Origin of the sequence: Pseudoxanthomonas sp. CCNWLW251 (assembly GCF_037402255.1) — a bacterium.
GTDB lineage: Bacteria > Pseudomonadota > Gammaproteobacteria > Xanthomonadales > Xanthomonadaceae > Pseudoxanthomonas_A.
This window is the reverse complement of the sequence record NZ_JBBEGA010000003.1, coordinates 294,118-316,399: the sequence shown is the minus strand read 5'-3', so window position 1 is coordinate 316,399 and position 22,282 is coordinate 294,118. Positions and strand designations below refer to the sequence as shown.

The window sequence follows — 22,282 nt, the reverse complement described above, 5'->3', positions numbered from 1 at the left end:
ATGCCTCGCCACGTCCTCTTCATCTGCACCCAGAACCGCCTGCGCAGCCCCACGGCGGAGCAGGTGTTCGCCGACTGGCCGGGAATCGAGACGGCCTCGGCGGGACTGGGTCATGAAGCCGAGGTGCCGGTGTCGCCCGAGCTGCTGGCATGGGCGGACCTGGTCTTCGTGATGGAGAAGGTGCACCGTGCGCGCCTGACGGCGAAGTTCGCCCGCCACCTCGGCGGCAAGCGCGTGGTCTGCCTGGACATTCCAGACAACTACGACTTCATGGATCCGGCACTCATCCAACGGTTGAAGGAGAAGGTGGTGCGGTTCCTGCCCACCGGAGCGGCGCACCCGGGTTGAGCTTCCCCGTGTTGCGCCTGTGCAGTACCTTGCGCTGGGTCGCCCCTTGCAGGATCCACCATGCCATTGCCCGTCAAGATCGGCTTGTTCCTCGCCTTGTGTGGCGCATTGTGGCTTTTCATCCGGTGGCGTTCGCCGCGTCCCGAGTTTCCGCCGTTGCAGACGGACCCGGACGATCCCCTGCTGCTGGCTGCGATGGAGCGCGCCACCGCCACCCTGGAGGCATTCCGCTCGCACCTGGCCGGGCCGCGCGAGAGCGCCCTGGTCAAGCTGCGCTTCGTCAGCAGTTCCGGGCAGGTGGAGCACCTGTGGGCCGAGGTCGTCGAAGTGCTCGGGCCAGGCGAACTGGGCGTGCGCCTGGTCACGCCGCCCGTGACCCACACCGGCACACTGGATCGCCTGCATCGCTGCGCCTTCGAGGACATCGAGGACTGGCAGGTGCGGGACAGCGCCGGAAAGATCCATGGCGGCTTCACCCAGCGTGCGATGTTCGCGATTGCGCGACGCGACGGCATCGCATTGCCCGAGCAGCTCAGGGCGCACGAAGCCGAGTACGCCGACACCTGATCACGCGGCCCGGCGTACACGCAGCACAAACGAATCCTCTGCTTGAGACACCAGGATATGCCCACGCTCGACCTCTGCGTCACCGATGTCCGCCCCTTCATCGGTGCGAAGGACTTCGACATCTCCCGTGCCTTCTACGAAGCCCTCGGCTGGACGACGGACTACCTCGACGACCAGCTTGCCCTGATGACGAACGGCGCGCACCGCTTCTACCTGCAGCGCTACTACCAGAAGGACTGGCTGGAGAACACGATGCTGCACCTCACCGTGGCCGATGCCGCGGCCTGCCACGCGCAGATCGCCGCGGTGCTGGCGAGTGGGGCGTACGGCGATGCCCGCGTGGCGCCCCCGAAGCATGAGGACTACGGCGCCCGGGTGACCTATGTCTGGGACCCGGCGGGCGTGCTGCTGCATCTTGCGGAATGGAGGGGTTGACGATGAGCCGCTACGCACTCGCACTCGGGGTCGCGCTGTTGGCATGGTCTGGCATTGCGGCGGGGCAGCAGGTGTCGGGATCGGTCGACACGGAGGCCTACGTTCGTGCACGGTTGATCCTGGTCGAGCGACAGCCGCCTTGCGGCTTCATCTATGCAGGCTCACGCGCGCTTTATATGGTCCAGGAAGGGCCGGATGAGCTACAGGGTGAACCGTTGGAGGTCATTGTCGGCTGCATCGAGATGCCAATGACCGAGTGGGACGGCATGGGAGATTTGGAAACGTTCGTTCCCGGTGATACCCATTACCTGCGCATCAGCCGTGACAACCTCCGCGGGGTAGGGTTGTTTGACGACAAGGGCGGACGCGCATGGCATATGCTTGCCGCATCGCTCACGCCTCTGGTGGCCATGGAGGTCTCTCCAAAGCCCTGAGCGGATTTGGTCGTCTAGCTTGAGCCCCGTCAGGACAGCACACTCCATGTCGTCACGCCCCCTGCAGACCCACACCGGCCGCTGCCACTGCGGCGCCGTGCGCTTCGAGATCGACACCGACTTCCCCGAACTGACGCAGTGCGATTGTTCGATCTGCCGCAAGAAGAACGCGCTGATGGTGAAGGTGCACGAGAGCGCCTTTCGCCTGCTGGCCGGGACGGAGGCGCTGGCCGAATACCAGTTCCACACCCACACCGCGCGCCACCACTTCTGCAAGGTGTGCGGCATCTATCCGTTCCACCGCAAGCGCGTCACCCCGGATTGCTACGGCGTCAACGTGTTCTGCCTGGAAGGCTTCGATCCGGCGGGCATCCCGGTGCGGATGACGGTCGGGGCGGGCATGCCGTGACCAACGGAGTGGTGCTCAGCTGTCACATTTGAGGCCGGGGATCGGGCTCGGAGCCCCATCGATGGCCCTCCGAGCGTTGCGTGCAAGGCTCGGATTCCCAACGGTGGGGCACGGAAGGCCATCGATGGCTTTCGGAGAGCCATCGATCGCACTCAAAGACCCATCGATCGCTTTCTGAAACCCATCGACGGAGCACCCGAGCCCCAGCGATCACATTCCGGGAGTCATCGATGGCTTTCCGGATCCCATCGATGGCTCCCGGACACCCATCGATGGCTTTCAACGGGCGATCGATGGGGCTCTGAATGCCATCGATGGGGCAGGTGAGCCTTGCGCTTGGGATTCGGAGCCTTGCGGATGGGGCGTCGAGGGCGATGGGCTGCTGGCGGCCGCCACGACGCGACGAGATGGAGGGCAGGGGGCGGCCCTCAAGGCGCCGCCACTGCACCTCCCGTCACGGCGCCCGGCCTTAGAATTCACGTATGACGACCCCTGCCGCCCGCATCGCCGACCTCCGCCGCCAGCTGGAGGACGCCAACCACCGCTACCACGTCCTCGACGAGCCCAACATCCCGGACGCCGAGTACGACCGCCTGCTGCGCGAACTGGATGAACTGGAAACGGCCCACCCCGAGCTGGTCACCGCCGATTCGCCCACCCAGCGCGTGGGCAACGCCCCGGCCGGCAAGTTCGCGGAAGTGCGCCATGCCATCCCCATGCTGTCGCTGGGCAATGCCTTCAGCGACGAAGAGGTGGAGGACTTCGTCCGCCGCATCGCCGACAAGCTGAAGCGGCCCACGCTGCTGTTCTCCGCCGAGCCCAAGCTGGACGGGCTGGCCATCAGCCTGCGCTACGAAGGCGGTGCGTTCGTGCAGGGCGCCACGCGGGGCGATGGCGCCACCGGCGAGGACGTCACCCTCAACCTGCGCACGGTCAAGGCCATTCCCCTCAAGCTGCGGGGGAAGGGTTGGCCGGACGTGCTGGAAGTGCGCGGCGAGGTGTACATGCCGCGCGCGGATTTCGAGAAGTACAACGAATACGCCCGCCTGCACGGCGGCAAGGTGCTGGCCAATCCCCGCAACGGCGCCGCCGGTTCGCTGCGCCAGCTGGACCCGCGCATCACCGCGCAGCGGCCGCTGGCGTTCTTCGCCTACGGCACCGGCCTGGTGGAAGGCGGCGAACTGCCGGATTCGCATTCGGCCACGCTGAAGCAGCTGCGCGCGTGGGGCTTCCCGGTCAGCAGCCTCAGCGAGACCGTGGAAGGCGTGGACGGGCTGCTGGACTACTACCGCCGCATCGGTGAACGCCGCGACGCCTTGCCGTTCGACATCGACGGCGTGGTCTACAAGCTGGACGACGGCGAAGGGCAGCGCACGATGGGGTTCGTCTCGCGTGCGCCGCGCTGGGCGATCGCGCACAAGTTCCCGGCGCAGGAGCAGATGACCGTGCTGGATTCCATCGAGGTCAACGTGGGCCGCACCGGCGCGGTGACGCCATGGGCGCTGATGCAGCCGGTGCACGTGGGCGGCGTGACGGTGACGCGCGCCACGCTGCACAACGCCGACCAGGTGGCGCGCCTGGACGTGCGCAACGGCGACACCGTGATCATCCGCCGCGCCGGCGATGTCATCCCCGAAGTGGTGGGCGTGGTGCTGGAACGCCGTCCCGCCGGCACGCAACCGTGGCAGATGCCGACGGCGTGCCCGGTCTGCGGCTCGGAGATCGTGCGCGAGGAGGGTGCGGCGGTGTGGCGCTGCAGCGGCGAGCTGACCTGCCCGGCGCAGCGCAAGGAGACGATCATCCACTTCGCCTCGCGCCGCGCGATGGACATCGAAGGCCTGGGCGAGCGGTTCGTCGAAGACCTGAGCGATCTCGGCATCGTGCAGCGCATCGCCGACCTGTACACGCTGACCGTGGACGACCTGCTGGAGATGAAGCGGCGCGTGGACGAGCGCGATGGCACCACGCCTGAGACCGTCAAGTCCGGCAAGGTGGCGACGAAGTGGGCCGAAAACCTGATCGAGGCCATCGACCGCAGCCGGCACACCACGCTGGAACGCTTCCTGTTCGGACTGGGCATCCAGCACGTGGGCGAGAGCACGGCCAAGGCGTTGGCGCAGTGGTTCGGCGACCTGCAGCTGATCCGCCGCCTGCCATGGCCGCTGTTCAAGCAGGTGCCGGACATCGGCGGTGAGGTGGCGCGTTCGCTGGGCCATTTCCTCGACCAGCCGGGCAACCAGCAGGCCATCGACGACCTGCTGGCGCGCGGCGTGGTCATCGGCGACACCCATCCGCCCTCGGGCAAGCTGCGCGCCGGCCTGGACCTGGCCACGCTGCTGGTGGACCTGGAGATTCCCAAGGTCACCCGCGTGCGCGCCGAGCAGCTGGCCTCGGCGTTCCCGTCGGCGCAGGCGCTGCTGGATGCGCCGGTGCACAACTTCGTCACCGCCGGCCTGCCCAGCGATTCGGCCAATGCCTTCGCCGCGTGGCTGGAAGACGAGGCCAACGCACAGCTGCTGACGCGCAGTGGTGCGGCGCTGGAGGAACTGCTGCGGGTCACGCCGGAAGACGTCGCCCTCTCTGCCGGTCCGCTGGATGGCAAGACCGTGGTGCTCACCGGCGGACTGGCGGCGATGAGCCGCGATGAAGCCGGCGAAAAACTCGAAGCCCTCGGCGCCAAGATCGCCGGCAGCGTGTCGAAGAAGACGCATCTGGTGGTGGCCGGCGAAGCCGCCGGTTCCAAGCTGGCCAAGGCGCAGGAACTGGGCATCGAGATCTGGGACGAAGCCCAGCTGCTGGCGTTCCTGGAGCAGCACGCATGAGGAGCCGCCCGCTTCCCTGTAGGAGCGACGTAAGTCGCGACCGCACGCCGACAGTGCCATGGACCTTCAACAGAAGCGCGGTGAGGACGCTGCACGGGAGGCGAGGTCTTCCGGTCGCGACTTACGTCGCTCCTACAAGGTGCATGCGATGAGCTGGCAGCCTTCCGCGCTGATGGACGCGCTGCGCCTGCGTGCGTCGCTCAATCGCCTCATCCGCGAGTTCTTCCATGCGCGCCATGTGCTGGAGGTCGAGACGCCGATGATGTCGCGGGCGGGCAACACCGACCCGAACATCGCTTCGTTCGCGCTGGAATTCTCCGGGCGGATCGAGGGTGGGTCGCGTACGCGCTGGCTGCGGACCTCGCCCGAGTTTCCATTGAAGCGGTTGCTGGCGGCCGGCGTGGGCGATTGCTACGAACTGGGCCGGGTGTTCCGGGACGGCGAAGCGGGCGGGCGGCACAACCCGGAATTCACCATGCTGGAGTGGTATCGCGTGGGCTGGACGCTGGCGCCGTTGATCGACGAAACCATGGCACTCGTGCAGTCGGCGCTGGCGCTGGTCGGCCGCACGGCCACGGCGTCGCACATCAGTTTCCGCGACCTGTACCTGCAACGGCTGGGATTCGACCCGATGACCGCTGACCTGGACACGGTGCGTAATGCGGCCAGCGGCATCGCCATCGACGGCGAGGGCCTGACCCGCGACGACTGGCTGGACCTGCTGATGACGCACCGGATCCAGCCGGACTTCCCGCGCGACCAGTTGCTGGCGGTGTACGACTACCCGGCCTCGCAGTGCGCGCTGGCGCGCATCCGCCACGACGCGGTGCCCGTGGCCGAGCGTTTCGAGCTTTACCTGGGCCCGCTTGAACTGGCCAACGGCTACCACGAGCTGGCCGACGGCGCCGAACAGGCACAGCGCTTCCAGCGCGACGTGGCCGCGCGTTCCGCGCGCGGCGTGCCGTCGCCGGCGATCGACGCGCACCTGTTGGCGGCGTTGTCGCATGGCTTTCCCGATTGCTCGGGCGTGGCGCTGGGCGTGGACCGGTTGTTGATGGCCCTGCAGGACACCCCACGCATCGCCGATGTGCTGGCGTTCGATTTCGCGCGCGCCTGAAAGCCAGCCAAACACGTCATGAGCGGATCGATTCCTGCAAACGGTTTCGTGGGTTCACGTTCATGATGGCTGCGTAGATTTCAATGCAACACACACGAGGATGCATGCCATGGAACGTCGACTTCTTGCTTCGCTGACGCTGGGCGCCGCCGCGCTGCTCGGCACCGCCGCTGCCCACGCCGCGCCGCAGTACGGCAGTGATGGCTACGGCCGCGACGGTCAGGTGATCCGCTGCGAATCCAACGATGGCCGTTACCGGGAATGCCGCATGGACACGCGTGGTCGCGTGCAGGTGGTGAGGCAGTTGTCGAAGACGCGCTGCGATGAAGGCAGCACCTGGGGCCAGACCCGCGATGGCGTGTGGGTGAATCGCGGTTGCCGTGCGGAGTTCGCCAGCGGTCGTGGCGGATGGAATGGCGGCAACAGCGCACAGCGCATCCGCTGTGAATCCGACAGTGGCCGCACGCGTACCTGCGCGGTTTCCACGCGTGGCGATGTGCGCCTGGTGCGCCAGCTTTCCAGCGCGCGCTGCGTTGAAGGACAGAGCTGGGGCCAGGACCGCAACGGGATCTGGGTGTCGCAGGGCTGCCGTGCGGAGTTCGAGGTCCAGGGTCGCGGCAATGGGTGGGGCGGTGGCGGCTGGAACAACGGAGGGGGCTATGGCCAGGTGTTCCGTTGCGAGTCCGACCGCGACCGCACCCGTGTATGCGACGTGGACGGCCGGGGCGGTGTGCAGCTGGTACGCCAGCTGTCCAGCGCACCTTGCATCGAAGGCCGCACCTGGGGCCGCGATGGCCGTGGCGTGTGGGTCACGGCGGGCTGCCGGGCGGAGTTCCGCAGCCGCTGATATCGCGGCCGGGAGGGGCTTTCACGGCGGGCCGTTACAATGGCGGCATGACCAACGCCATCGACTACGCCCGTTACGACCACGTCCGCCCGATCCGCTGGACCGGCAGCGCCCTGGAGCTGCTGGACCAGCGCAAGTTGCCTTTCGTGGTGGAGTACCTGAGCTGCACCACCAGCGACGAAGTGGCCACTGCCATCCACGCACTGGCGGTGCGGGGTGCACCGGCCATCGGCATTGCCGCGGCGTGGGGCGTGGTGCTGGCGTCGCGTGACGTCATGGCGGCTACGCCCGCCGACGCACTCGGGAAGCTCGAGCCCGCGTTGCAGCGCCTGAACGATGCGCGTCCCACCGCCGTCAACCTCGCGTGGGCACTGGCCCGCATGCGCGCGGCGCTGAAGACGGCGGGCACCGACTGGCGCGGCGTACTGGAACTGGAAGCCCTGGCCATCGCCGAGGAAGACCTGGCTGCCAACCGGCACATGGGCGAACTGGGGGCTGCACTGATTCCCGCGGGCAGTGGCGTGTTGACCCATTGCAACACCGGCTCGCTGGCCACGGCCGGCTTCGGCACCGCGTTGGGTGTGATCCGTGCCGGCGTGGCGCAGGGCCGCATCGGCAAGGTGTATGCCGGCGAGACGCGGCCCTGGCAGCAGGGCGCGCGGCTGACCGCATGGGAACTGCTGCAGGACGGCATCCCGGCCACGCTGATCGCCGACTCCGCCGCCGCCCACCTGATGAAAACCGGTGCCGTGCAATGGGTGGTCGTGGGAGCGGATCGCATCTGCGCCAATGGCGACACCGCCAACAAGATCGGCACCTACCAGCTGGCCATCGCGGCACGCCACCACGGCGTGGGCTTCATGGTGGTAGCACCCTCGTCCACCGTGGACATGGCCACGCCGAACGGTGATGCCATCCACATCGAGGAACGCGACCCGGCCGAACTGCTGGGGATCGGCGGTACGCGGACGGTGGCCGAGGGCGTGCCGGCGTGGAACCCCGTCTTCGACGTGACCCCGGCGACGCTGATCGATGCCATCGTCACCGAGAAAGGCGTGATCGAACAGCCGGATGAAGCACGCATGCGGGCCGCGTTCGGCGGATGAAGCGGGTCACGCGCATGTGCTGGCCGGCGGAAAGCGCCCCCGTGCGTCAGTCCGGCAGGCCTGCGGGCAGGGGCGGGGCACGCGCTGCGTGAGACGTTGCAGGCGGCGGCCCCGCGCTGAACAGGCGGTGGCACGGGAGTTGCATCGTGATGGTCATTCCGTCCAGGAACCGAGCATGCGCGCCCGACTCCTCAACGCTCCGATCGCCGCCCCGGGCTTGCTGCACAGCCTGCGCGGACTGCTGTCGCGCCATTCCACCCGCGCGCTCAGCACCGAGGAACGGGAAGACCTGACGCTGGCGCAACTGCGGGCCACCCGGCCCATCGTCAGTGGCGTGCTGCTGTGCGGTGCCGTGCTGTTGGCGATTACCGCGCTGTTCGACATGGCGGGCGTCACGCCGTCGATCGGGTATCCGGTGTGGTCGCAGTTGCTGGCATCCACCGTTGTCGCGGGCTGCGCGGCAGGCGTATCGCGGATGGTGAGCTGGCAGCACCGTCTGCTACTGATGCTGCTGTCCACGCTGATCACCGGCATCTTCATGAGCATGCCACTACCCGGATCGACCGGCCAGTTGGCGCTGCGTACGGGTCTTTTCCAGCTGTTGCCGCTGGCCTTGATGGCGCTGATGGTGCGCCCGGTATCGCTGTTCGCGCTTGCCCTGCTGATCGTGGTGATGGCGCTGCTGCGCATCGTGCTGTACGGGGCCCCGGGCACCGGCAGCGCACTGTACTGGCTGTACACGCTGACCACGATCGGCTTCGGCCTGGTGCTGGCGGGTTATCGCACGGACTTCGCGGTGTCCGCGTGGCAGATGCGTCGCCGGCTGGTGCGGCAGGCGCATACCGATGAGTTGACCGGCCTGCTCAATCGCAACGGATGGAACGAGCACGCCGTGTCGGCGCACGCGCGTGCGGTCGCGGCGGGCGTCCCGGTGGCGGTTGCGGTTCTGGACATCGATTACTTCAAACGCATCAACGACCGCCACGGCCACGACGGCGGCGATGCCGTGCTGCAGCGGCTGGGCGACATCATGCGTGCGCGCGTCGGTGCCAACGGATGCGCGGCGCGCATTGGTGGCGAAGAGTTCGCGGTACTGCTGGAGGGCGAGGATGCGCTGTCGGCGCGCGCATTCGCCGAGCGCGTGCGCGGCGAATTCGGCAAGGAGCAGGGGGGTGTTGTCGCCACGCTGTCCGCCGGCATCGCCGAGCACCGGCCCGGCGAAACCCTGCGCGACCAGATGCGTCGTGCCGACGGAGCGCTGTACGACGCCAAGCGTGAAGGGCGTGATCGCGTGAACGTTGCGGACGTTTCCTGAACGCCTGAATTTCATTCCAAATGTGACATGGCTGCGATAGCATCTTCGGATGCCGACGTGGCAGGGCGCGCGATGCGCGGCTCCGCCCGTCACCCATGGATGCCAGGGGATCATGAACGACGACGACAGTGCCCGTACTAGCTGGGGTGGATGGCGACTGCCGCTGTTGGGTTTGGCCATCCTGCTGATCGTGGTCGGGCCCGTGGTGCTGCTGCAGCGCCTGTCGCGGGCCAACCTGGAAGCCGCCGATGCCGTGGCGCATACGCACCAGGTGGAAGCGGCCGTGATGGCGATGGCCGTCGAGGTCCGCGAGATCGAATCCTCCGGCATGATGATCGCGCTGGGCGCGGACCATCCCCTGGCCCGCGAGCGACTGGTCTCCGGGCGGAAGGCGCTGCCAGGCCGGTTCGAGACGCTGGCCGAATTCACGGCCGACAACCCGGAGCAGCTCGTGCTGATCGGCCGCCTGCGTGAACTGGTCGAGGCGCGCATGGAGGTCATCGATCAACTCATGCAGGCCCCCGAAGCGTACCGGGGTTCCGTGGTGGCGCCTTTGGCGACGCGCTTCCCCATCCGTGGCCTGTTGACGCAGATACTGGACAACGAACGGCAGCTGCTAGCCCAGCGCAACTACGATGCGCAGCGCCAGCGCCAGCGCGCGGAATGGTTGGCCCTCGTGGCCATGGGCGCGCAGTTGCTGCTGCTCGCCCTGGTATTGCTGTCGCTGGGTCGCCAGGTCGCGCGCCGGCTGAATGCGGAGAAGCGGATCGCACAGGCCAGCGAGCGTGCACTGGTGATGCTGGACACCGTGCGTGAGCCCATCGTGCTGCTGGACGGCGACCAGCACATCAAGATGCACAACATCGCCTTCGGCGAGCTCTACGGCATGGGCAAGGGCGCAAAGGCGGGCAGCCTGGACGAACTGGGCAGCGCCTGGCAGGACAAGGTGATGCGGCAGCGCCTGGACGATGTGCTCGCGCGCGGGCGCGAACTCTGGGACTACGAACTGCAGCAGGACACCGTCGATGGCGTGCGACGTACCGTGCTGCTCAATGCGCGCCGCATGCCGCTGCCGGGTGAGGACGAGCATGCCGTGCTGATGACGGTCAGCGACATCTCGCTGCAGAAAACTGCGCAGCAGGAAATCGCGGCGCTGAACCGCCAGCTGGAAGGCAAGGTGGAGCAGGTGTCGGAAGTGAATCGCGAGCTGGAAGCCTTCAGCTACTCGGTATCGCACGATCTGCGTGCGCCGCTGCGGCACGTGGCCGGCTTCTCGGACAAGCTGGGCCGCCATCTTGGCGAAGACATCGACGACAAGAGCCGTCATTACCTCGACGTGATCGGCAATTCCGCGCGCCGCATGTCGCAGTTGATCGACGACCTGCTGGTGTACTCGCGCCTGGGCCGGAACGCGCTGCGCCTTCAGGCTGTGGACATGCAGTCGCTGGTAGCCGAAGCGCGCGCCATGCTGGATGCCAACGAGGCGAACGAAGGCCGCGCCGACCGGGTGGAATGGCGCATCGCGCCGCAGCCCATCGTGCTGGCCGACGAGAACATGATGCGGCAGGTATGGAGCAATCTGCTGGGCAACGCGCTGAAGTACAGCAGCCAGCGCGAGCGCTCCATCGTCGAGGTGGGCCATCAGCTGCAGAGCGACGGCAGCCACCTGTTCAGCGTACGTGACAACGGCGCAGGATTCGATATGGCGTACGCCGGCAAGCTGTTCGGCGTGTTCCAGCGCCTGCACAAGGCCAGCGATTTTCCCGGCACGGGCATTGGCCTGGCCAGTGTCCGGCGTGTGCTCGGCCGGCATGGTGGCCGCATCTGGGCCGAGTCGGTGCCCGACCAGGGCGCCACGTTCTATTTCACCCTTCCCGCGGCGCTCGACGCTCCGCTTTCCAGAGAGAGAGACGCATGAGCGCCATCCGCACCATCCTGTTGGCCGAAGACAGCCTGGCCGATGCCGAAATGGCGATCGACGCGCTGCGCGAGGCCAACCTGGCCAATCCCATCGTGCACGTCGAGGACGGCGTGGAAGCACTGGACTACCTGCTGCGCCGCGGCGCGCACGCCCAGCGTGAAGACGGCCTTCCGTCGGTGCTGCTGCTGGACATCAAGATGCCGCGCATGGACGGGCTCGAGGTGCTGAAGACCATCCGCGGCGACGAGAAGCTCAAGCACCTGCCGGTGGTGATCCTGTCGTCCTCGCGCGAGGAAAGCGACCTGGCGCGCAGCTGGGACCTGGGCGCGAACGCCTACGTGGTCAAGCCGGTGGACATCGACCAGTTCTTCCAGGCGGTCAAGACGCTGGGCACGTTCTGGGCGGTCATCAACGAAACCCTGCCGCGAGACTGATCCGTGCCGCAATCGGGAACACCGCTGGGACCTGTCCGCATCCTGCTGGTCGAGGATTCCGAACTCGATGCCGAACTGCTGATGGAGCAGTTGCACGAGGCCGGACTGGATGCCGAATTCGTGCGCGTGGATGCAGCCGAGGACCTGCGCACGGCGCTGGCGGGTGCGCCATTCGACCTGGTCCTCTCGGACATGGAGCTGCCCGGCTTCTCCGGTTACCAGGCCCTGGAAATCCTGCGCGCGCATGATCCGCGGCTGCCGTTCGTGTTCTTCTCCGGCACCATCGGCGAGGAAGCTGCGGTCAAGGCGTTGCAGGAAGGCGCCAGCGACTACGTGCTGAAGCACACGCCCGCACGGCTGCCGTCGGCGGTGGCGCGCGCCATCCGCGAGGCGCGCAGCGAGCGCGAACGCGAACATGCCGAGCGCGAACTGATGCGCTCGCAGCGGCTGGACTGCCTGGCCATGCTGGCGGCGGGCCTGAGCCACGATCTTCGCAACATCCTGCAGCCGCTGCTGATCGTGCCCGACCTGCTGTCGACCTACAGCGACGATCCGAAGATCCTGCGCCTGGGCGCGGTGATCTCCGAAAGCGGCAAGCGCGGGCACGAGATGGCCGATTCGATGCTGTCGTTCGTGCGCGGTTCGCGCAAGGCCAGTGAGACCATCAGCGTGGCGGCGCTGTTCAGCGCGGTGCAACTGCTGCTGCAGGGCAGCCTGTCGCGGCAGGTCCGGCTGACGGTGGAACTGCCGCCGGAAGACCTGTTGATCGAAGGCAACTACACCGAATTCCAGCAATGCCTGATCAACCTCTGCTTGAACGGCATCCAGGCCATGGCCGAACGCGGCGGGCAATTGACCCTGTCGGCGACGCAGACGGTGGGCGCCGACGGGCAGGACTACGTGGTGCTGCGTGTCTCCGATGAAGGCAGTGGCATGGACGAGGCCACCCGCCAGCAGCTGTTCACGCCGTTCTTCACCACCAAGGCCAGCGGCACGGGCCTGGGCCTGATGTCGTGCAAGCGCATCGTCGAATCGGTGCGCGGGCGCATCGAGGTGAACAGCACGCATGGGCAGGGCACCGCGTTCGAGCTGCACCTGCCGGCTCCGGCTGTCGACGACTGGTCGGGAACGGAAGACGCGGCGTTCCGGGATGGCGAGGGTCGCCGCATCCTGTTGGTCGACGGCGATGCCACGCGCCTCTCACTGCTGGGCAACGCACTGGCCAGCCAGGGCTACGATCCGATCATGGCGCCTGACGGTGCGAATGCATTGCAGCAGATTGCGCGTGACGGGTTGCCGCAGCTGGCGATCATCGACGACGACATCCTGCTGCTGTCCGCCGCGGACGTGCTGGCGGTATTGCAGGAAGCCGGCTTCGACGGTCCGGTGATCCGCCTGCGCGAGCCGGGCACGCCGGACGGCGGCCACGACTGCGCGGCGACACTGACAAAGCCGGTGCAGATCCAGGCCTTGTTCAACGCGATCGAGCACGCGCTGGGCCTGGGCAGCTAGGCGCCCCTGCCCATGGGCAGGGGCGTGTCGAGGATCAGGCGTGGCCCATCGCGACGGCAGGCTTCAGCCGTTGCCATACCGCGCGCATGATCGGCTGCGCACGGTACCAGCCGATCGGCGTATCCGGGCAGTAGCGCTGCAGGCGGTCGCGCAGCGAGGGCGCGATGTCGTCGAAGTCCTGGCGATGGTGCAGCAGATAGGCGTCATAGCCGACCTTCAGGCACTGCTCCAGGTCACCCACCGTGGCTCCGACCACCTGGAATGTATCTTCGTTGAGACGCGTCTTCCAGTAGGCGAGTTCGGCGTCGATGTCGACGATCTGAGCGGTGGCGTGGGCGTTGCGATGATGCAGGCTGGCCATTGGTGATCCCCGGTCGGCGTGGTGGTGGCGACGAGGATTTTTTGTTCCGCGCGGTGATGCTTAAGTGAAATAAAGAGCGTTTTAACCCGTGTTTAACCGCACAACGTCTTTTACGTTCACCTTTGCATTCGCTGCGTGATGGTACGGGTGCCCGCTTTGTTCATCGCCTCTGCCAACAAGGCGCGCTCGTCCACGACGGTTGTCGGTGGCGGGGCGAACAACGGCGCATCTTCTTCCAGCGGCGCATTGAGCCGCTCCCATACGCGTGCGATGACCGCATGCGCCAACGGCCAGTCCAGCCGGACGCCACGCACGATGCCCGCCTCATAGCGGGAGGGCAGCGAAGGCAGCAGTTCTTCAAGCGATCGTCTGTGCGACAGCAGGTAGATGTCGTAGGCGAATTTCAGCGTGGGCACGTAATGGCGGAACGGGGTCCCCGGGCGGTGGAAGCTCTGGCGCGCGTAGGTTTCTTCCCAGAAGCGCAGTTCCGAGTGGATGTCGATGACGGCACAGGGCATCGCATCCTCTATCCACGCGGGCGCGGACGGATCAGGCAGGCAAGACATGAGGTCCCCTCCATGGCGCAAGACCATGGCCGAGCGTGGACCTTGTGGATGAAACGCGGCTTACCTGTACATGACAGCCGTCTGCGCGACCCCGTCGCGACAGTCCCTGACTGCGCACGGCCCCTGTGGCAACGTGTCACCCCATTCCCCGAAGGAGATGCGTGGTCCACGACCCTGCCGGATCTTGTCGTTATTGTGCCCCTGCGTTGTTGAAGACGGCGGGTCGTGCCATGGCCGGCCTACCGTTCGTCGTCTCCTGCAGTGCGGGGGATGATTCAATGCATGCGGGTCGCACCCGCGCCGTGTTCATCGAGCCAGCGCCACGTCTCGCGCAACAGCGTACGCGCGACCGGCCAGTCGGGACCGGCATCGCCACGCAGGCGTTCCCAGTGGTCCTCGAGTTCGAGTTCCGTGTCCAGGTCGAGCTGCCCGGCATGGTCCGCATGCGAGGCCGCCGCGAACGCGTAGGCACGGCAGGCATCTTCCCACGCGACATCCGGATGCAGGCGGCGGCGACGGCCGTAGTCGTAGGCCGTGAATGCGGTGAATGCATCGTCGGCCATGGTGCTGGCACGACGGGGGGCCTGCCGAAGCGTGTCGAGCTGTTCGCGATAGAGGTGGCGGTTCATGGGCGTCTCCGGTTCACGGTGACGTGGTATCGCGGGAGACGTTACCCACGGGTGAGAAATGCCTTCAAACTCCGATCACAAAGCTGAGGCAGGGGCCACCTGTCAGCAGGCAGTCAGTCTCAGGGATTGAGACGCGGCGCGGTTCTGATGGCGCACACGCCGCCGAGAGACCGCCATGCCCGCCCAGACATCCCTGATCCGCCAGCACGCCACCGATGCAGCGCTGCTGCCGGTGAACGCAGCCGATGGCCGTGCCCTGGCAGAGCGGCTCGCGGGCAAGTACCACGATCGCGTGACCGGGCAGTTCGTCATTCCGGGGCGTGAAGGGCGTTACGAGCCGCTGCCGCCGGATCTGCCCGTGGAACTGGCCGAGGCGCTGCGCGCGCGCGGCATCGGGCGTCTGTATTCGCACCAGGCCGAGGCATGGCGGCATGTGCAGGCGGGTGAACATCTGGCGGTCGTGACGCCGACGGCATCGGGAAAATCGCTGTGCTACACGCTGCCGGTGGTGGCCTCGGCGCTGGAGCGCAGGGGCAAGGCGCTGTACCTGTTCCCGACCAAGGCGCTGGCGCAGGACCAGGTGGCGGAACTGCTGGACCTGAGCAGGGCCGGCGACCTTGGCCTGAAAGCCTTTACCTTCGACGGCGACACGCCGGGCGATGCGCGCCAAGCGATCCGCCTGCATGGCGACATCGTGGTCAGCAATCCGGACATGCTGCACCAGGCCATCCTGCCGCACCACACCAAGTGGGCGCAGTTCTTCGAGAACCTGCGCTACGTCGTGATCGACGAAGTGCACACGTACCGCGGTGTGTTCGGCAGCCACGTGGCCAACGTGCTTCGGCGCTTGAAGCGGGTATGCGCGTTCTACGGCGCCACGCCGCAGTTCATCGTCTGCTCGGCCACCATCGGCAATCCGCAGGCGCACGCGGAAGCGTTACTGGAGCTGCCGGTGCATGCGATCACCGAATCCGGCGCGCCGACCGGCGAGAAGCACGTACTGTTGTGGAATCCGCCCGTGGTGAATCCAGATCTCGGCCTGCGGGCATCCGCGCGCTCGCAGAGCAACCGCATCGCGCGGCTGGCGATCAAGGCGGGCCTGAAGACGCTGGTGTTCGCGCAATCGCGCACGATGGTGGAAGTGCTGACCAAGTACCTGAAGGACGTGTTCGACCACGACCCGCGCAAACCGGCGCGTATCCGCGCGTATCGCGGCGGCTACCTGCCCACCGAGCGCCGCGACGCCGAGCGCGCGATGCGTGATGGCCGCGTGGATGGCATCGTCTCCACCTCCGCGCTGGAACTGGGCGTGGACATCGGCAGCCTGGATGCGGTGGTGCTGAACGGCTATCCCGGCTCCATCGCCGCGACGTGGCAGCGCTTCGGCCGGGCCGGGCGCCGTCAGCAGGCAGCGCTGGGCATCCTGGTGGCCAGCTCGCAGCCGCTGGACCAGTACGTGGTGCGGCATCCGGAGTTCTTCGCCGACAGCCCGCCGGAACACGCCCGCATCGCGCCCGACCAGCCGATGATCCTGCTGGACCACGTGCGGTGCGCCGCGTTCGAGTTGCCGTTCCTGGCCGGCGAGCCATTCGGGCCGGTCGATCCGTCGCCGTTCCTGCAACTGCTGGACGAGGACAGCGTGGTGCATCGCGAAGGCGACCGCTACGAGTGGATCGCCGACAGCTATCCGGCCAACGCAGTCAGCCTGCGCTCGGTGGCGGACGGCAACTTCGTCGTCGTCGACCGCACCGACGGCCGTCAGGTGATCATCGCCGAAGTCGATTTCAGCGCCGCCCCGCTGACGCTGTACGAGGGCGCGATCCACATGATCCAGTCCACGCCGTACCAGGTGGAGCGGCTGGACTGGGAAGGGCGCAAGGCCTACGTCACCCGCACCCATGTGGACTACTACACCGACGCGATCGACTACACCAAGCTGAAGGTGCTGGAGCGCTTCGACGGCGGCATCGCCGGGCAGGGCACGTGCCACCACGGCGAGGTGCACGTGGTGCGGCGCGTGGCCGGCTACAAGAAGATCCGCTACTACACGCACGAGAACATCGGCTACGGCCCGGTGAACCTGCCGGACCAGGAGATGCACACCACCAGCCTGTGGTGGCAGCTGCCGCCGGCACTGCTGGAGTCGGCGTTCGAATCGAGGCAGGAAGCGCTGGATGGCTTCCTCGGCGCCGCCTACGCCCTGCACATCGCCGCCACCGTCGCCGTGATGGCCGAAGGCCGCGACCTGCAGAAGGCGGTAGGCGACGGCGACGGTGCCTGGTTCGCCCTGCCGGACACGAAGGGCCGCGGACAGCTGCGCGGAACGGAAAGCCAGGTGCTGTCGCCGGTATCGGGCGAACGTTTCGTTCCTACCGTGTACCTGTACGACAACTATCCCGGCGGCATCGGCCTGAGCGAACCGCTGTGGCGGCGACAGCGCGAGCTGGTACACCGTGCCTCGCAGCTGGTGGCGGCGTGCGACTGCAAGGCGGGGTGTCCCGCGTGCGTGGGGCCGGTGCTGGCGGTGGACGAGGACGCCGCCACCACACCGCGCGCATTGGCCGCGCGCGTGCTGCAGCTGCTGGATGCCGCATGAGCATCAGCCTGGAAAAGCTGCAGCGGCTGCGCCACCAGGCGGGGCAGGGTGCCACGCCGCACCGGGTCGGCATCGACGCGGCACGGGATCCGGTCGCCACGGCGGATGCGCCACCGCCGCATGATCCGCTGCCGGCACTGCGCCGCATGCTGGGCCTGCGCGAAAAAGCGGTGCCTCGCGCGCCAATGCGCGCCGCTGACCGGGCGCTGCCTGGCCAGGAGATCGCGCCGGGCGTGCTGCTGCTGGAACAGGTGCTGCCCTTCGATGACGTGCCGGTGCACGTGGACGGCGCGTTCGCGCGCTGCGACCCGATGCCCACGGCCGGCATGCTGCTGTTCGACACGGAGACCACGGGCCTCTCCGGTGGCACCGGCACGCGCGCCTTCATGATCGGTGCGTCGGATTTCGTGCCGGGCGGATTGCGTGTCCGCCAGCTGCTGATCACCCATCTTTCCGCCGAGCCGGCGATGCTGCGCGCGTTCGCCGGCTGGCTGGGCGAAGAGACACGCCTTGTCAGCTACAACGGCCGCTGCTACGACGCCCCGCTGCTGGCCACGCGTTATCGGCTGGCGCGGATGGGCACGCCGCTCGCCGGCATCGATCACCTCGACCTGCTGTTCCCCACGCGTCGTCGTTATCGCGGCGTGTGGGAGAACTGCCGGCTGGCCACCATCGAGCGCCATGCACTGGGCATCGTGCGGGAGGACGACCTGCCGGGCTCGGAAGCACCGGGCGCCTGGCTGCAGTATCTGCGCGGTGGCGACGCCGGCCTGCTCAGGCGCGTGCTGCTGCACAACTTCCAGGACGTGGTGACACTGGCACACCTGCTGCTGCATCTCGCGCAGCCGGATGCCGGGACACCGGCCGTGGGGCCGCCGTTCGCCTGCGATCCTCCGTGATCGCCCCCTCGCCGGACGGATGCTGGCAGGGTCGGCGTGTCGGCGATGAGGCCATGCCTGTCCGCTTTGCCGCAGGAGCCGCCCCATGCGCCACCCCCTTTTTTCCTCTGCTTGCTGGTCTGCGCAGGATCGGCTTTCTGCGGTGGATCGCTTTTCCAGGGACGAATGGCCGCATGCTGCGCGTCGAGTACGCGCGGTCGCTGTCGGGACACGGGCGACGCGCTGGCGTACACAGGGAAGGACAGTGGCAACGTCACCGGCGGCGCGCTGGAAGCGCAGGTGGAAGTGGAGTACTTCCCCTGGGGGTATTTCGACTTCTTGTAGCGCTACAACGACAACGACGTGGACTCGATTTCGAGCGCACGCGTTTCGATGGCAACCTCAATCTCGACAATCGCGGGCCGCAGCGCTGGGCACGTTCCGCTTCCGAGTCGCAGCGCTGTCGGGAATCCACCGACAGCGGAATGTGAAGGACTGCGCATTCTCCGCATCGCGATTCAAGAACTCCCGGCCGCGGCCGACATCCTTGCTAGATTTCATCCGGTCCGCGCCTCCGCAAGCAGGGGGTGCGCGTTGAAGCTTGCAAGAACGATCCAAGGGGAAGTGCTTTGCGCATTCTGTATGTTGGCGACACCGCCTGCCTGCCTGACGACCTGGCCGATTACATCGGCGACATGGGGGACGAATGGACCGTGGAGGTCGTCGCCGACGCCAAGTCGGCGATGTATACCGTCGCCAATGGCCCGGTGGACGTGGTGATGGCGGGCCCGGCGCTCGCCGACCTGCCACCGGCCACGCTGCTCGGCCAGATCCGCACGCTGCGTCCGGAGACCATCCGCATCGCGCTGCTGGAAGGCGCTGCGGAGAGCCTGGCGGCGCCGATCAAGCTGATCGGCGTGGCACACCGCTTCCTGCCGCTGCCGCTGTCGTCGGAAACCGTGCTTGAGGCGATCCACAGCCTGGAAGAACTGCGCGACCTGCTGGACAGCCCGCGCCTGCGCCGCGCCATCGGCCGCGTCGAACATCTGCCATCGCCGCCGCACCTGTATTTCGCGCTGACGCGTGCGCTGGAAGAGGACGAAGGGACCGCCAACGACATCGCCACGCTGGTGGCCGGCGATCCCGCCATCGCGGCCAAGGTGCTGCAGTTGTGCAACTCGGCCTATTTTTCCAACGGCCGTTCCATCACCGACCTGCGCGCTGCGGTCACCCGGCTGGGCCTGGGCACACTGCGTGACCTGGTGCTGGCCAGCGAGGTGTTCTCGATGAAGACCGCCTCCAACGTCGATCGCAGTGTCCTTCAGCAACGCGCTTTGCTGGCTTCGCGGCTGGCGGCGAAGATCCTGCCGCGCACCAGTTCCGAGCTCGGCGCAACGGCGGCCTTGCTCGCCGACATCGGCCTGTTGCTGCCGGGCGTGCGCGACGAACGCGATACGCCGGCCGCCGAAGACGACGACCGCCCCGGCCACACCGAGGCCGGTGCCTACCTGTTGGGCCTGTGGGGCCTGCCGATGCCGATCGTGGAAGCGGTGGCCTTCCATCGCCAGCCGCAGCGCTCCAGCCTGCGCAGCTTCTGGGTGCCGGGCGCCGTGCATGTGGCCGGTGCCCTGGCCAGCAACGAGCCGGTGGACGAGGGTTACCTGAAGTCGCTGGGCGTGCTCGACCAGCTGCCCAGTTGGCGGCAGATGGCCGAGACCATGGTCGAGCGTGCCGAAGAACAGGCTGCCTGACGTTTCATCCGATGCCACGTGCGCTCCTGCGCACGACATGACCGCCTGCGACTCCATGCGTCCGTCACGTGGAACGCGGCCGTTTGGAGGTCTTGGCCGTCCTTTCAGCGCAAGCTGGAATCCATTGCCCCTCAGTGATGTCCGTCCTTCCCGCATGTCAGGGAAGGCAACGGCAAGATGGGTCCCAGCTTTCGCTGGGACGACGGCGAGTGTGCGTCGCCGTCAGGGGCTGTAGGCGGGAGAGGGCTCCTGCACTTTGCCTGGGGATCTGGCGATGATCCGCGGACGCAGCCACGCGGCGAATTCGTCCTCGCCGAGGCTGCCTTCGGACAAGCCGAGGTACTGCGGATACAGCTCGTGGTCTTCGGCCGATAGGGTGGCGCCATTGAGCACGATGAAGACTTCGCAGGCCACGGCCGCCATGCGTTTGTTGCCATCCAGGAAGGGATGGCTGCGCGCCAGGCCGAAGGCAGTGGCGGCCCCCAGATCGGCCAGGTCCGGCACAGGCTGCCCGTAGGCGTGCAACTGCTTGGGGCGTGCGAGCGCCGATTCCAGCAATCCCTCGTCGCGTATGCCGGTGGCGCCGCCATGCTCGGCCAACTGGCGGTCATGGATGGCCAGGGCCAAGGCCCGGCTGATCCAGACGATCATGAGCGCCGCGTCACTGGGCCAGCTTGTTGAGCAGGGTGCGGCGACGGCGCATCACCTGCTCGGCCACGTCCATCTGCTCGGCCAGGGTGGGGTCGTAGACGGTCAGGCGGATGCCGTCAGGCGTCTCGAGCGCGTGGAGTTCATCGCCTTTGTCCAAGCGGAGGCGCGACAGGAGCTCCTTGGGCAGGATGACACCGGCAGAGTTGCCGACCGTGGTGATCTTGAGCTTCATGGCTGCCTCCTTGACGTTATAACTGGAGTTATATTGAGGCGTATGAGGCTTGCAGGCAAGCCGCACCTCTTTCTCGCCATGTGAGACCTTAAGGTGTACAAATGTACACCCATGAATGCCGTCGACCTGCCTCCCCAACGTGCCGCCGTGCTGGCTTTCCTGCGCCGGGAGCTGGCGGCCGGACGCGCGCCCAGCCTGGCGGACATCGCCGACGCGTTCGGCTTCGCCTCGCGCAATGCCGCGCAGAAGCACGTGCAGGCGCTGGTGGCCTATGGCCTGCTGGAACAGGCCCCGGGCCAGAAACGCGGCCTGCGCCTGCCGGGCGGCACGGCCGATCTGCTGCCGCTGCCCGTGCTGGGTCGGGTGGCCGCTGGCCAACCGATCGGGGCCGACATCGGCCTGGATGAGCAGCTCTGGCTGGACCGCCGGCTGTTCTCCCTGCAACCGGATTACCTCCTGAAGGTGCAGGGCGATTCGATGATCGACGACGGCATCGTCGATGGTGATCTTGTCGGCGTGCACCGCACGCCTGAGGCACGCGATGGGCAGACCGTCGTGGCCCGCATCGATGGCGAACTGACCATCAAGCGCCTGCAGCGCGAGCGCCGGCGCATCCGCCTGCTGCCGCGCAATCCCGCGCACGCACCCATCGACGTGCAGCCGGGGCAGGACTTCGCCATCGAAGGCGTGTACTGCGGTCTGGTAAGGCGCGGCTGACATGGGCGCGGTCGTCGCCCTCGACACGCTGCTGGCCGCGCGCACGCTGTGGCACGCCGGCCGCAACGCGGCCATCGCCGCCGATGGCGAACCCACCGGCCACGCAGCGCTCGATGCCTTGCTGCCGCAGGGCGGCTGGCCACGCCGCGCGTTGACCGAACTGCTGCTGCCCGCCGACGGGGTGGGCGAACTGGCATTGCTGCTGCCCACACTGGCGCGAATGACGCAGGCGGGCAGCACCGTGGCGGTGATCGCGCCGCCGTATATCCCGTATGCGCCCGCATGGCAGGCCGCGGGCGTGGATCTGGCCTTGCTGGAGATCGTCGAGGCAGCGCCGCGCGATGCGCTGTGGGCGTTCGAACAATGCCTGCGCAGCGGCGCCTGCGCGGCCGTGCTGGGCTGGCCGGTGCAGGCGGATGGACCGGCGTTGCGCCGCCTGCAGGTGGCCGCCGACAGCGGCGAATGCCTGGGCTTCGCGCTGCGAGACCGCCGCCATGCGGCCAATCCGTCGGCGGCCGCGTTGCGCGTGGAGGCCATCCGCGACGCGCAGGGCGGCACGCACTGGCAGGTGCGCAAATGCCGCGGCGGCCCGGCGCCCGCGCAGTCGTTCGCGCTGGTCGCGCATTGAGGCGCG

The 22,282-nt window shown here is 67.5% G+C and carries 22 protein-coding genes and 1 pseudogene; 18 read left to right on the top strand and 5 right to left on the bottom strand.

What is annotated here, in order from left to right; all coding sequences use genetic code 11:
* The 13 genes from WBN46_RS14505 to WBN46_RS14445 all read left to right on the top strand — a co-directional run bounded on the left by WBN46_RS14505 (position 1) and on the right by WBN46_RS14445 (position 13,267).
* The gene (locus WBN46_RS14505) at positions 1-348 is read left to right on the top strand and encodes a low molecular weight protein tyrosine phosphatase family protein (protein ID WP_337732161.1); all 348 of its coding nucleotides are present in this window, start codon (positions 1-3) and stop codon (positions 346-348) included.
* Positions 349-408: 60 nt separating this feature from the next.
* Positions 409-915 (top strand): DUF2314 domain-containing protein, encoded by a 507-nt coding sequence (locus tag WBN46_RS14500; RefSeq protein ID WP_337732160.1) that lies wholly within the window; start codon positions 409-411, stop codon positions 913-915.
* A gap of 57 nt (positions 916-972) precedes the next feature.
* Positions 973-1,350 (top strand): glyoxalase, encoded by a 378-nt coding sequence (locus WBN46_RS14495; protein WP_337732159.1) that lies wholly within the window; start codon positions 973-975, stop codon positions 1,348-1,350.
* A gap of 2 nt (positions 1,351-1,352) precedes the next feature.
* Positions 1,353-1,784, top strand: a complete 432-nt coding sequence (locus WBN46_RS14490; protein WP_337732158.1) for a hypothetical protein — start codon at positions 1,353-1,355, stop codon at positions 1,782-1,784.
* Between the two features lie 46 nt (positions 1,785-1,830).
* Positions 1,831-2,193 (top strand): GFA family protein, encoded by a 363-nt coding sequence (locus WBN46_RS14485; RefSeq protein ID WP_337732157.1) that lies wholly within the window; start codon positions 1,831-1,833, stop codon positions 2,191-2,193.
* Between the two features lie 482 nt (positions 2,194-2,675).
* Positions 2,676-5,015, top strand: coding sequence for an NAD-dependent DNA ligase LigA (ligA, locus tag WBN46_RS14480; protein ID WP_337732156.1), 2,340 nt, complete (start codon positions 2,676-2,678; stop codon positions 5,013-5,015).
* A 148-nt stretch (positions 5,016-5,163) separates the two neighbouring features.
* On the top strand, positions 5,164-6,132 hold the full coding sequence (epmA, locus tag WBN46_RS14475; protein WP_337732155.1) for an EF-P lysine aminoacylase EpmA: 969 nt from the start codon (positions 5,164-5,166) through the stop codon (positions 6,130-6,132).
* A gap of 109 nt (positions 6,133-6,241) precedes the next feature.
* Positions 6,242-6,979, top strand: a complete 738-nt coding sequence (locus WBN46_RS14470; RefSeq protein WP_337732154.1) for a DUF3011 domain-containing protein — start codon at positions 6,242-6,244, stop codon at positions 6,977-6,979.
* Between the two features lie 47 nt (positions 6,980-7,026).
* Entirely contained in the window at positions 7,027-8,085 is a 1,059-nt protein-coding gene (gene mtnA / locus WBN46_RS14465) for an S-methyl-5-thioribose-1-phosphate isomerase (RefSeq protein ID WP_337732153.1), read from the top strand.
* A 175-nt stretch (positions 8,086-8,260) separates the two neighbouring features.
* Positions 8,261-9,400: a GGDEF domain-containing protein gene (locus tag WBN46_RS14460; protein WP_337732152.1), complete on the top strand. Its 1,140-nt coding sequence runs from the start codon at positions 8,261-8,263 to the stop codon at positions 9,398-9,400.
* 112 nt (positions 9,401-9,512) lie between these two features.
* The gene (locus WBN46_RS14455) at positions 9,513-11,318 is read left to right on the top strand and encodes an ATP-binding protein (protein WP_337732151.1); all 1,806 of its coding nucleotides are present in this window, start codon (positions 9,513-9,515) and stop codon (positions 11,316-11,318) included.
* Positions 11,315-11,755: a response regulator gene (locus WBN46_RS14450; protein ID WP_192202713.1), complete on the top strand. Its 441-nt coding sequence runs from the start codon at positions 11,315-11,317 to the stop codon at positions 11,753-11,755. Before WBN46_RS14455 ends, WBN46_RS14450 begins: the two co-directional genes overlap by 4 nt.
* A 3-nt stretch (positions 11,756-11,758) precedes the next feature.
* A complete protein-coding gene (locus tag WBN46_RS14445) occupies positions 11,759-13,267 on the top strand; it encodes an ATP-binding protein (RefSeq protein WP_337732150.1) in 1,509 nt (502 codons plus the stop codon).
* Positions 13,268-13,301: 34 nt separating this feature from the next.
* Here WBN46_RS14445 and WBN46_RS14440 read toward each other — a convergent pair whose 3' ends face one another.
* The 3 genes from WBN46_RS14440 to WBN46_RS14430 form a co-directional block, all read right to left on the bottom strand.
* Positions 13,302-13,628 (bottom strand): hypothetical protein, encoded by a 327-nt coding sequence (locus WBN46_RS14440; protein ID WP_192202711.1) that lies wholly within the window; start codon positions 13,626-13,628, stop codon positions 13,302-13,304.
* 116 nt (positions 13,629-13,744) lie between these two features.
* Positions 13,745-14,194, bottom strand: a complete 450-nt coding sequence (locus tag WBN46_RS14435; RefSeq protein ID WP_337732149.1) for a hypothetical protein — start codon at positions 14,192-14,194, stop codon at positions 13,745-13,747.
* 275 nt (positions 14,195-14,469) lie between these two features.
* The gene (locus WBN46_RS14430) at positions 14,470-14,823 is read right to left on the bottom strand and encodes a hypothetical protein (protein WP_337732148.1); all 354 of its coding nucleotides are present in this window, start codon (positions 14,821-14,823) and stop codon (positions 14,470-14,472) included.
* A 175-nt stretch (positions 14,824-14,998) separates the two neighbouring features.
* Between WBN46_RS14430 and WBN46_RS14425 the strand changes: the two genes are divergently transcribed.
* The 3 genes and pseudogenes from WBN46_RS14425 to WBN46_RS14415 all read left to right on the top strand — a co-directional run bounded on the left by WBN46_RS14425 (position 14,999) and on the right by WBN46_RS14415 (position 20,048).
* Positions 14,999-17,419, top strand: a complete 2,421-nt coding sequence (locus tag WBN46_RS14425; protein WP_337732147.1) for a DEAD/DEAH box helicase — start codon at positions 14,999-15,001, stop codon at positions 17,417-17,419.
* A 137-nt stretch (positions 17,420-17,556) separates the two neighbouring features.
* A pseudogene (locus WBN46_RS14420) lies at positions 17,557-18,318 on the top strand (ribonuclease H-like domain-containing protein); the annotation flags it as partial.
* Positions 18,319-18,926: 608 nt separating this feature from the next.
* Entirely contained in the window at positions 18,927-20,048 is a 1,122-nt protein-coding gene (locus WBN46_RS14415) for an HDOD domain-containing protein (RefSeq protein ID WP_225591127.1), read from the top strand.
* A gap of 222 nt (positions 20,049-20,270) precedes the next feature.
* On the opposite strand, the gene WBN46_RS14410 is transcribed toward WBN46_RS14415, so the two are convergent.
* Positions 20,271-20,699 (bottom strand): type II toxin-antitoxin system death-on-curing family toxin, encoded by a 429-nt coding sequence (locus WBN46_RS14410; RefSeq protein WP_337732146.1) that lies wholly within the window; start codon positions 20,697-20,699, stop codon positions 20,271-20,273.
* A gap of 10 nt (positions 20,700-20,709) precedes the next feature.
* Positions 20,710-20,931 carry an AbrB/MazE/SpoVT family DNA-binding domain-containing protein gene (locus WBN46_RS14405; protein WP_192202705.1) on the bottom strand — a complete coding sequence of 74 codons (222 nt, stop codon included), beginning with the start codon at positions 20,929-20,931 and terminating at the stop codon, positions 20,710-20,712.
* 111 nt (positions 20,932-21,042) lie between these two features.
* Between WBN46_RS14405 and lexA the strand changes: the two genes are divergently transcribed.
* Positions 21,043-21,648 (top strand): transcriptional repressor LexA, encoded by a 606-nt coding sequence (gene lexA / locus WBN46_RS14400; protein WP_337732145.1) that lies wholly within the window; start codon positions 21,043-21,045, stop codon positions 21,646-21,648.
* Position 21,649: 1 nt separating this feature from the next.
* Positions 21,650-22,276 carry a translesion DNA synthesis-associated protein ImuA gene (gene imuA / locus WBN46_RS14395; protein ID WP_337732144.1) on the top strand — a complete coding sequence of 209 codons (627 nt, stop codon included), beginning with the start codon at positions 21,650-21,652 and terminating at the stop codon, positions 22,274-22,276.
* Positions 22,277-22,282: the final 6 nt, after the last annotated feature.

Excerpts from the sequence above, each read along its gene's own strand:
- WBN46_RS14505 (WP_337732161.1), top strand. The coding sequence starts at position 1 with ATGCCTCGCCACGTCCTCTTCATCTGCACCCAGAACCGCCTGCGCAGC.
- WBN46_RS14500 (WP_337732160.1), top strand. The coding sequence starts at position 409 with ATGCCATTGCCCGTCAAGATCGGCTTGTTCCTCGCCTTGTGTGGCGCA.
- WBN46_RS14495 (WP_337732159.1), top strand. The coding sequence starts at position 973 with ATGCCCACGCTCGACCTCTGCGTCACCGATGTCCGCCCCTTCATCGGT.
- WBN46_RS14490 (WP_337732158.1), top strand. The coding sequence starts at position 1,353 with ATGAGCCGCTACGCACTCGCACTCGGGGTCGCGCTGTTGGCATGGTCT.
- WBN46_RS14485 (WP_337732157.1), top strand. The coding sequence starts at position 1,831 with ATGTCGTCACGCCCCCTGCAGACCCACACCGGCCGCTGCCACTGCGGC.
- ligA (WP_337732156.1), top strand. The coding sequence starts at position 2,676 with ATGACGACCCCTGCCGCCCGCATCGCCGACCTCCGCCGCCAGCTGGAG.
- epmA (WP_337732155.1), top strand. The coding sequence starts at position 5,164 with ATGAGCTGGCAGCCTTCCGCGCTGATGGACGCGCTGCGCCTGCGTGCG.
- WBN46_RS14470 (WP_337732154.1), top strand. The coding sequence starts at position 6,242 with ATGGAACGTCGACTTCTTGCTTCGCTGACGCTGGGCGCCGCCGCGCTG.
- mtnA (WP_337732153.1), top strand. The coding sequence starts at position 7,027 with ATGACCAACGCCATCGACTACGCCCGTTACGACCACGTCCGCCCGATC.
- WBN46_RS14460 (WP_337732152.1), top strand. The coding sequence starts at position 8,261 with ATGCGCGCCCGACTCCTCAACGCTCCGATCGCCGCCCCGGGCTTGCTG.
- WBN46_RS14455 (WP_337732151.1), top strand. The coding sequence starts at position 9,513 with ATGAACGACGACGACAGTGCCCGTACTAGCTGGGGTGGATGGCGACTG.
- WBN46_RS14450 (WP_192202713.1), top strand. The coding sequence starts at position 11,315 with ATGAGCGCCATCCGCACCATCCTGTTGGCCGAAGACAGCCTGGCCGAT.
- WBN46_RS14440 (WP_192202711.1), bottom strand. The coding sequence starts at position 13,628 with ATGGCCAGCCTGCATCATCGCAACGCCCACGCCACCGCTCAGATCGTC.
- WBN46_RS14435 (WP_337732149.1), bottom strand. The coding sequence starts at position 14,194 with ATGTCTTGCCTGCCTGATCCGTCCGCGCCCGCGTGGATAGAGGATGCG.
- WBN46_RS14430 (WP_337732148.1), bottom strand. The coding sequence starts at position 14,823 with ATGAACCGCCACCTCTATCGCGAACAGCTCGACACGCTTCGGCAGGCC.
- WBN46_RS14425 (WP_337732147.1), top strand. The coding sequence starts at position 14,999 with ATGCCCGCCCAGACATCCCTGATCCGCCAGCACGCCACCGATGCAGCG.
- WBN46_RS14410 (WP_337732146.1), bottom strand. The coding sequence starts at position 20,699 with ATGATCGTCTGGATCAGCCGGGCCTTGGCCCTGGCCATCCATGACCGC.
- WBN46_RS14405 (WP_192202705.1), bottom strand. The coding sequence starts at position 20,931 with ATGAAGCTCAAGATCACCACGGTCGGCAACTCTGCCGGTGTCATCCTG.
- lexA (WP_337732145.1), top strand. The coding sequence starts at position 21,043 with ATGAATGCCGTCGACCTGCCTCCCCAACGTGCCGCCGTGCTGGCTTTC.
- imuA (WP_337732144.1), top strand. The coding sequence starts at position 21,650 with ATGGGCGCGGTCGTCGCCCTCGACACGCTGCTGGCCGCGCGCACGCTG.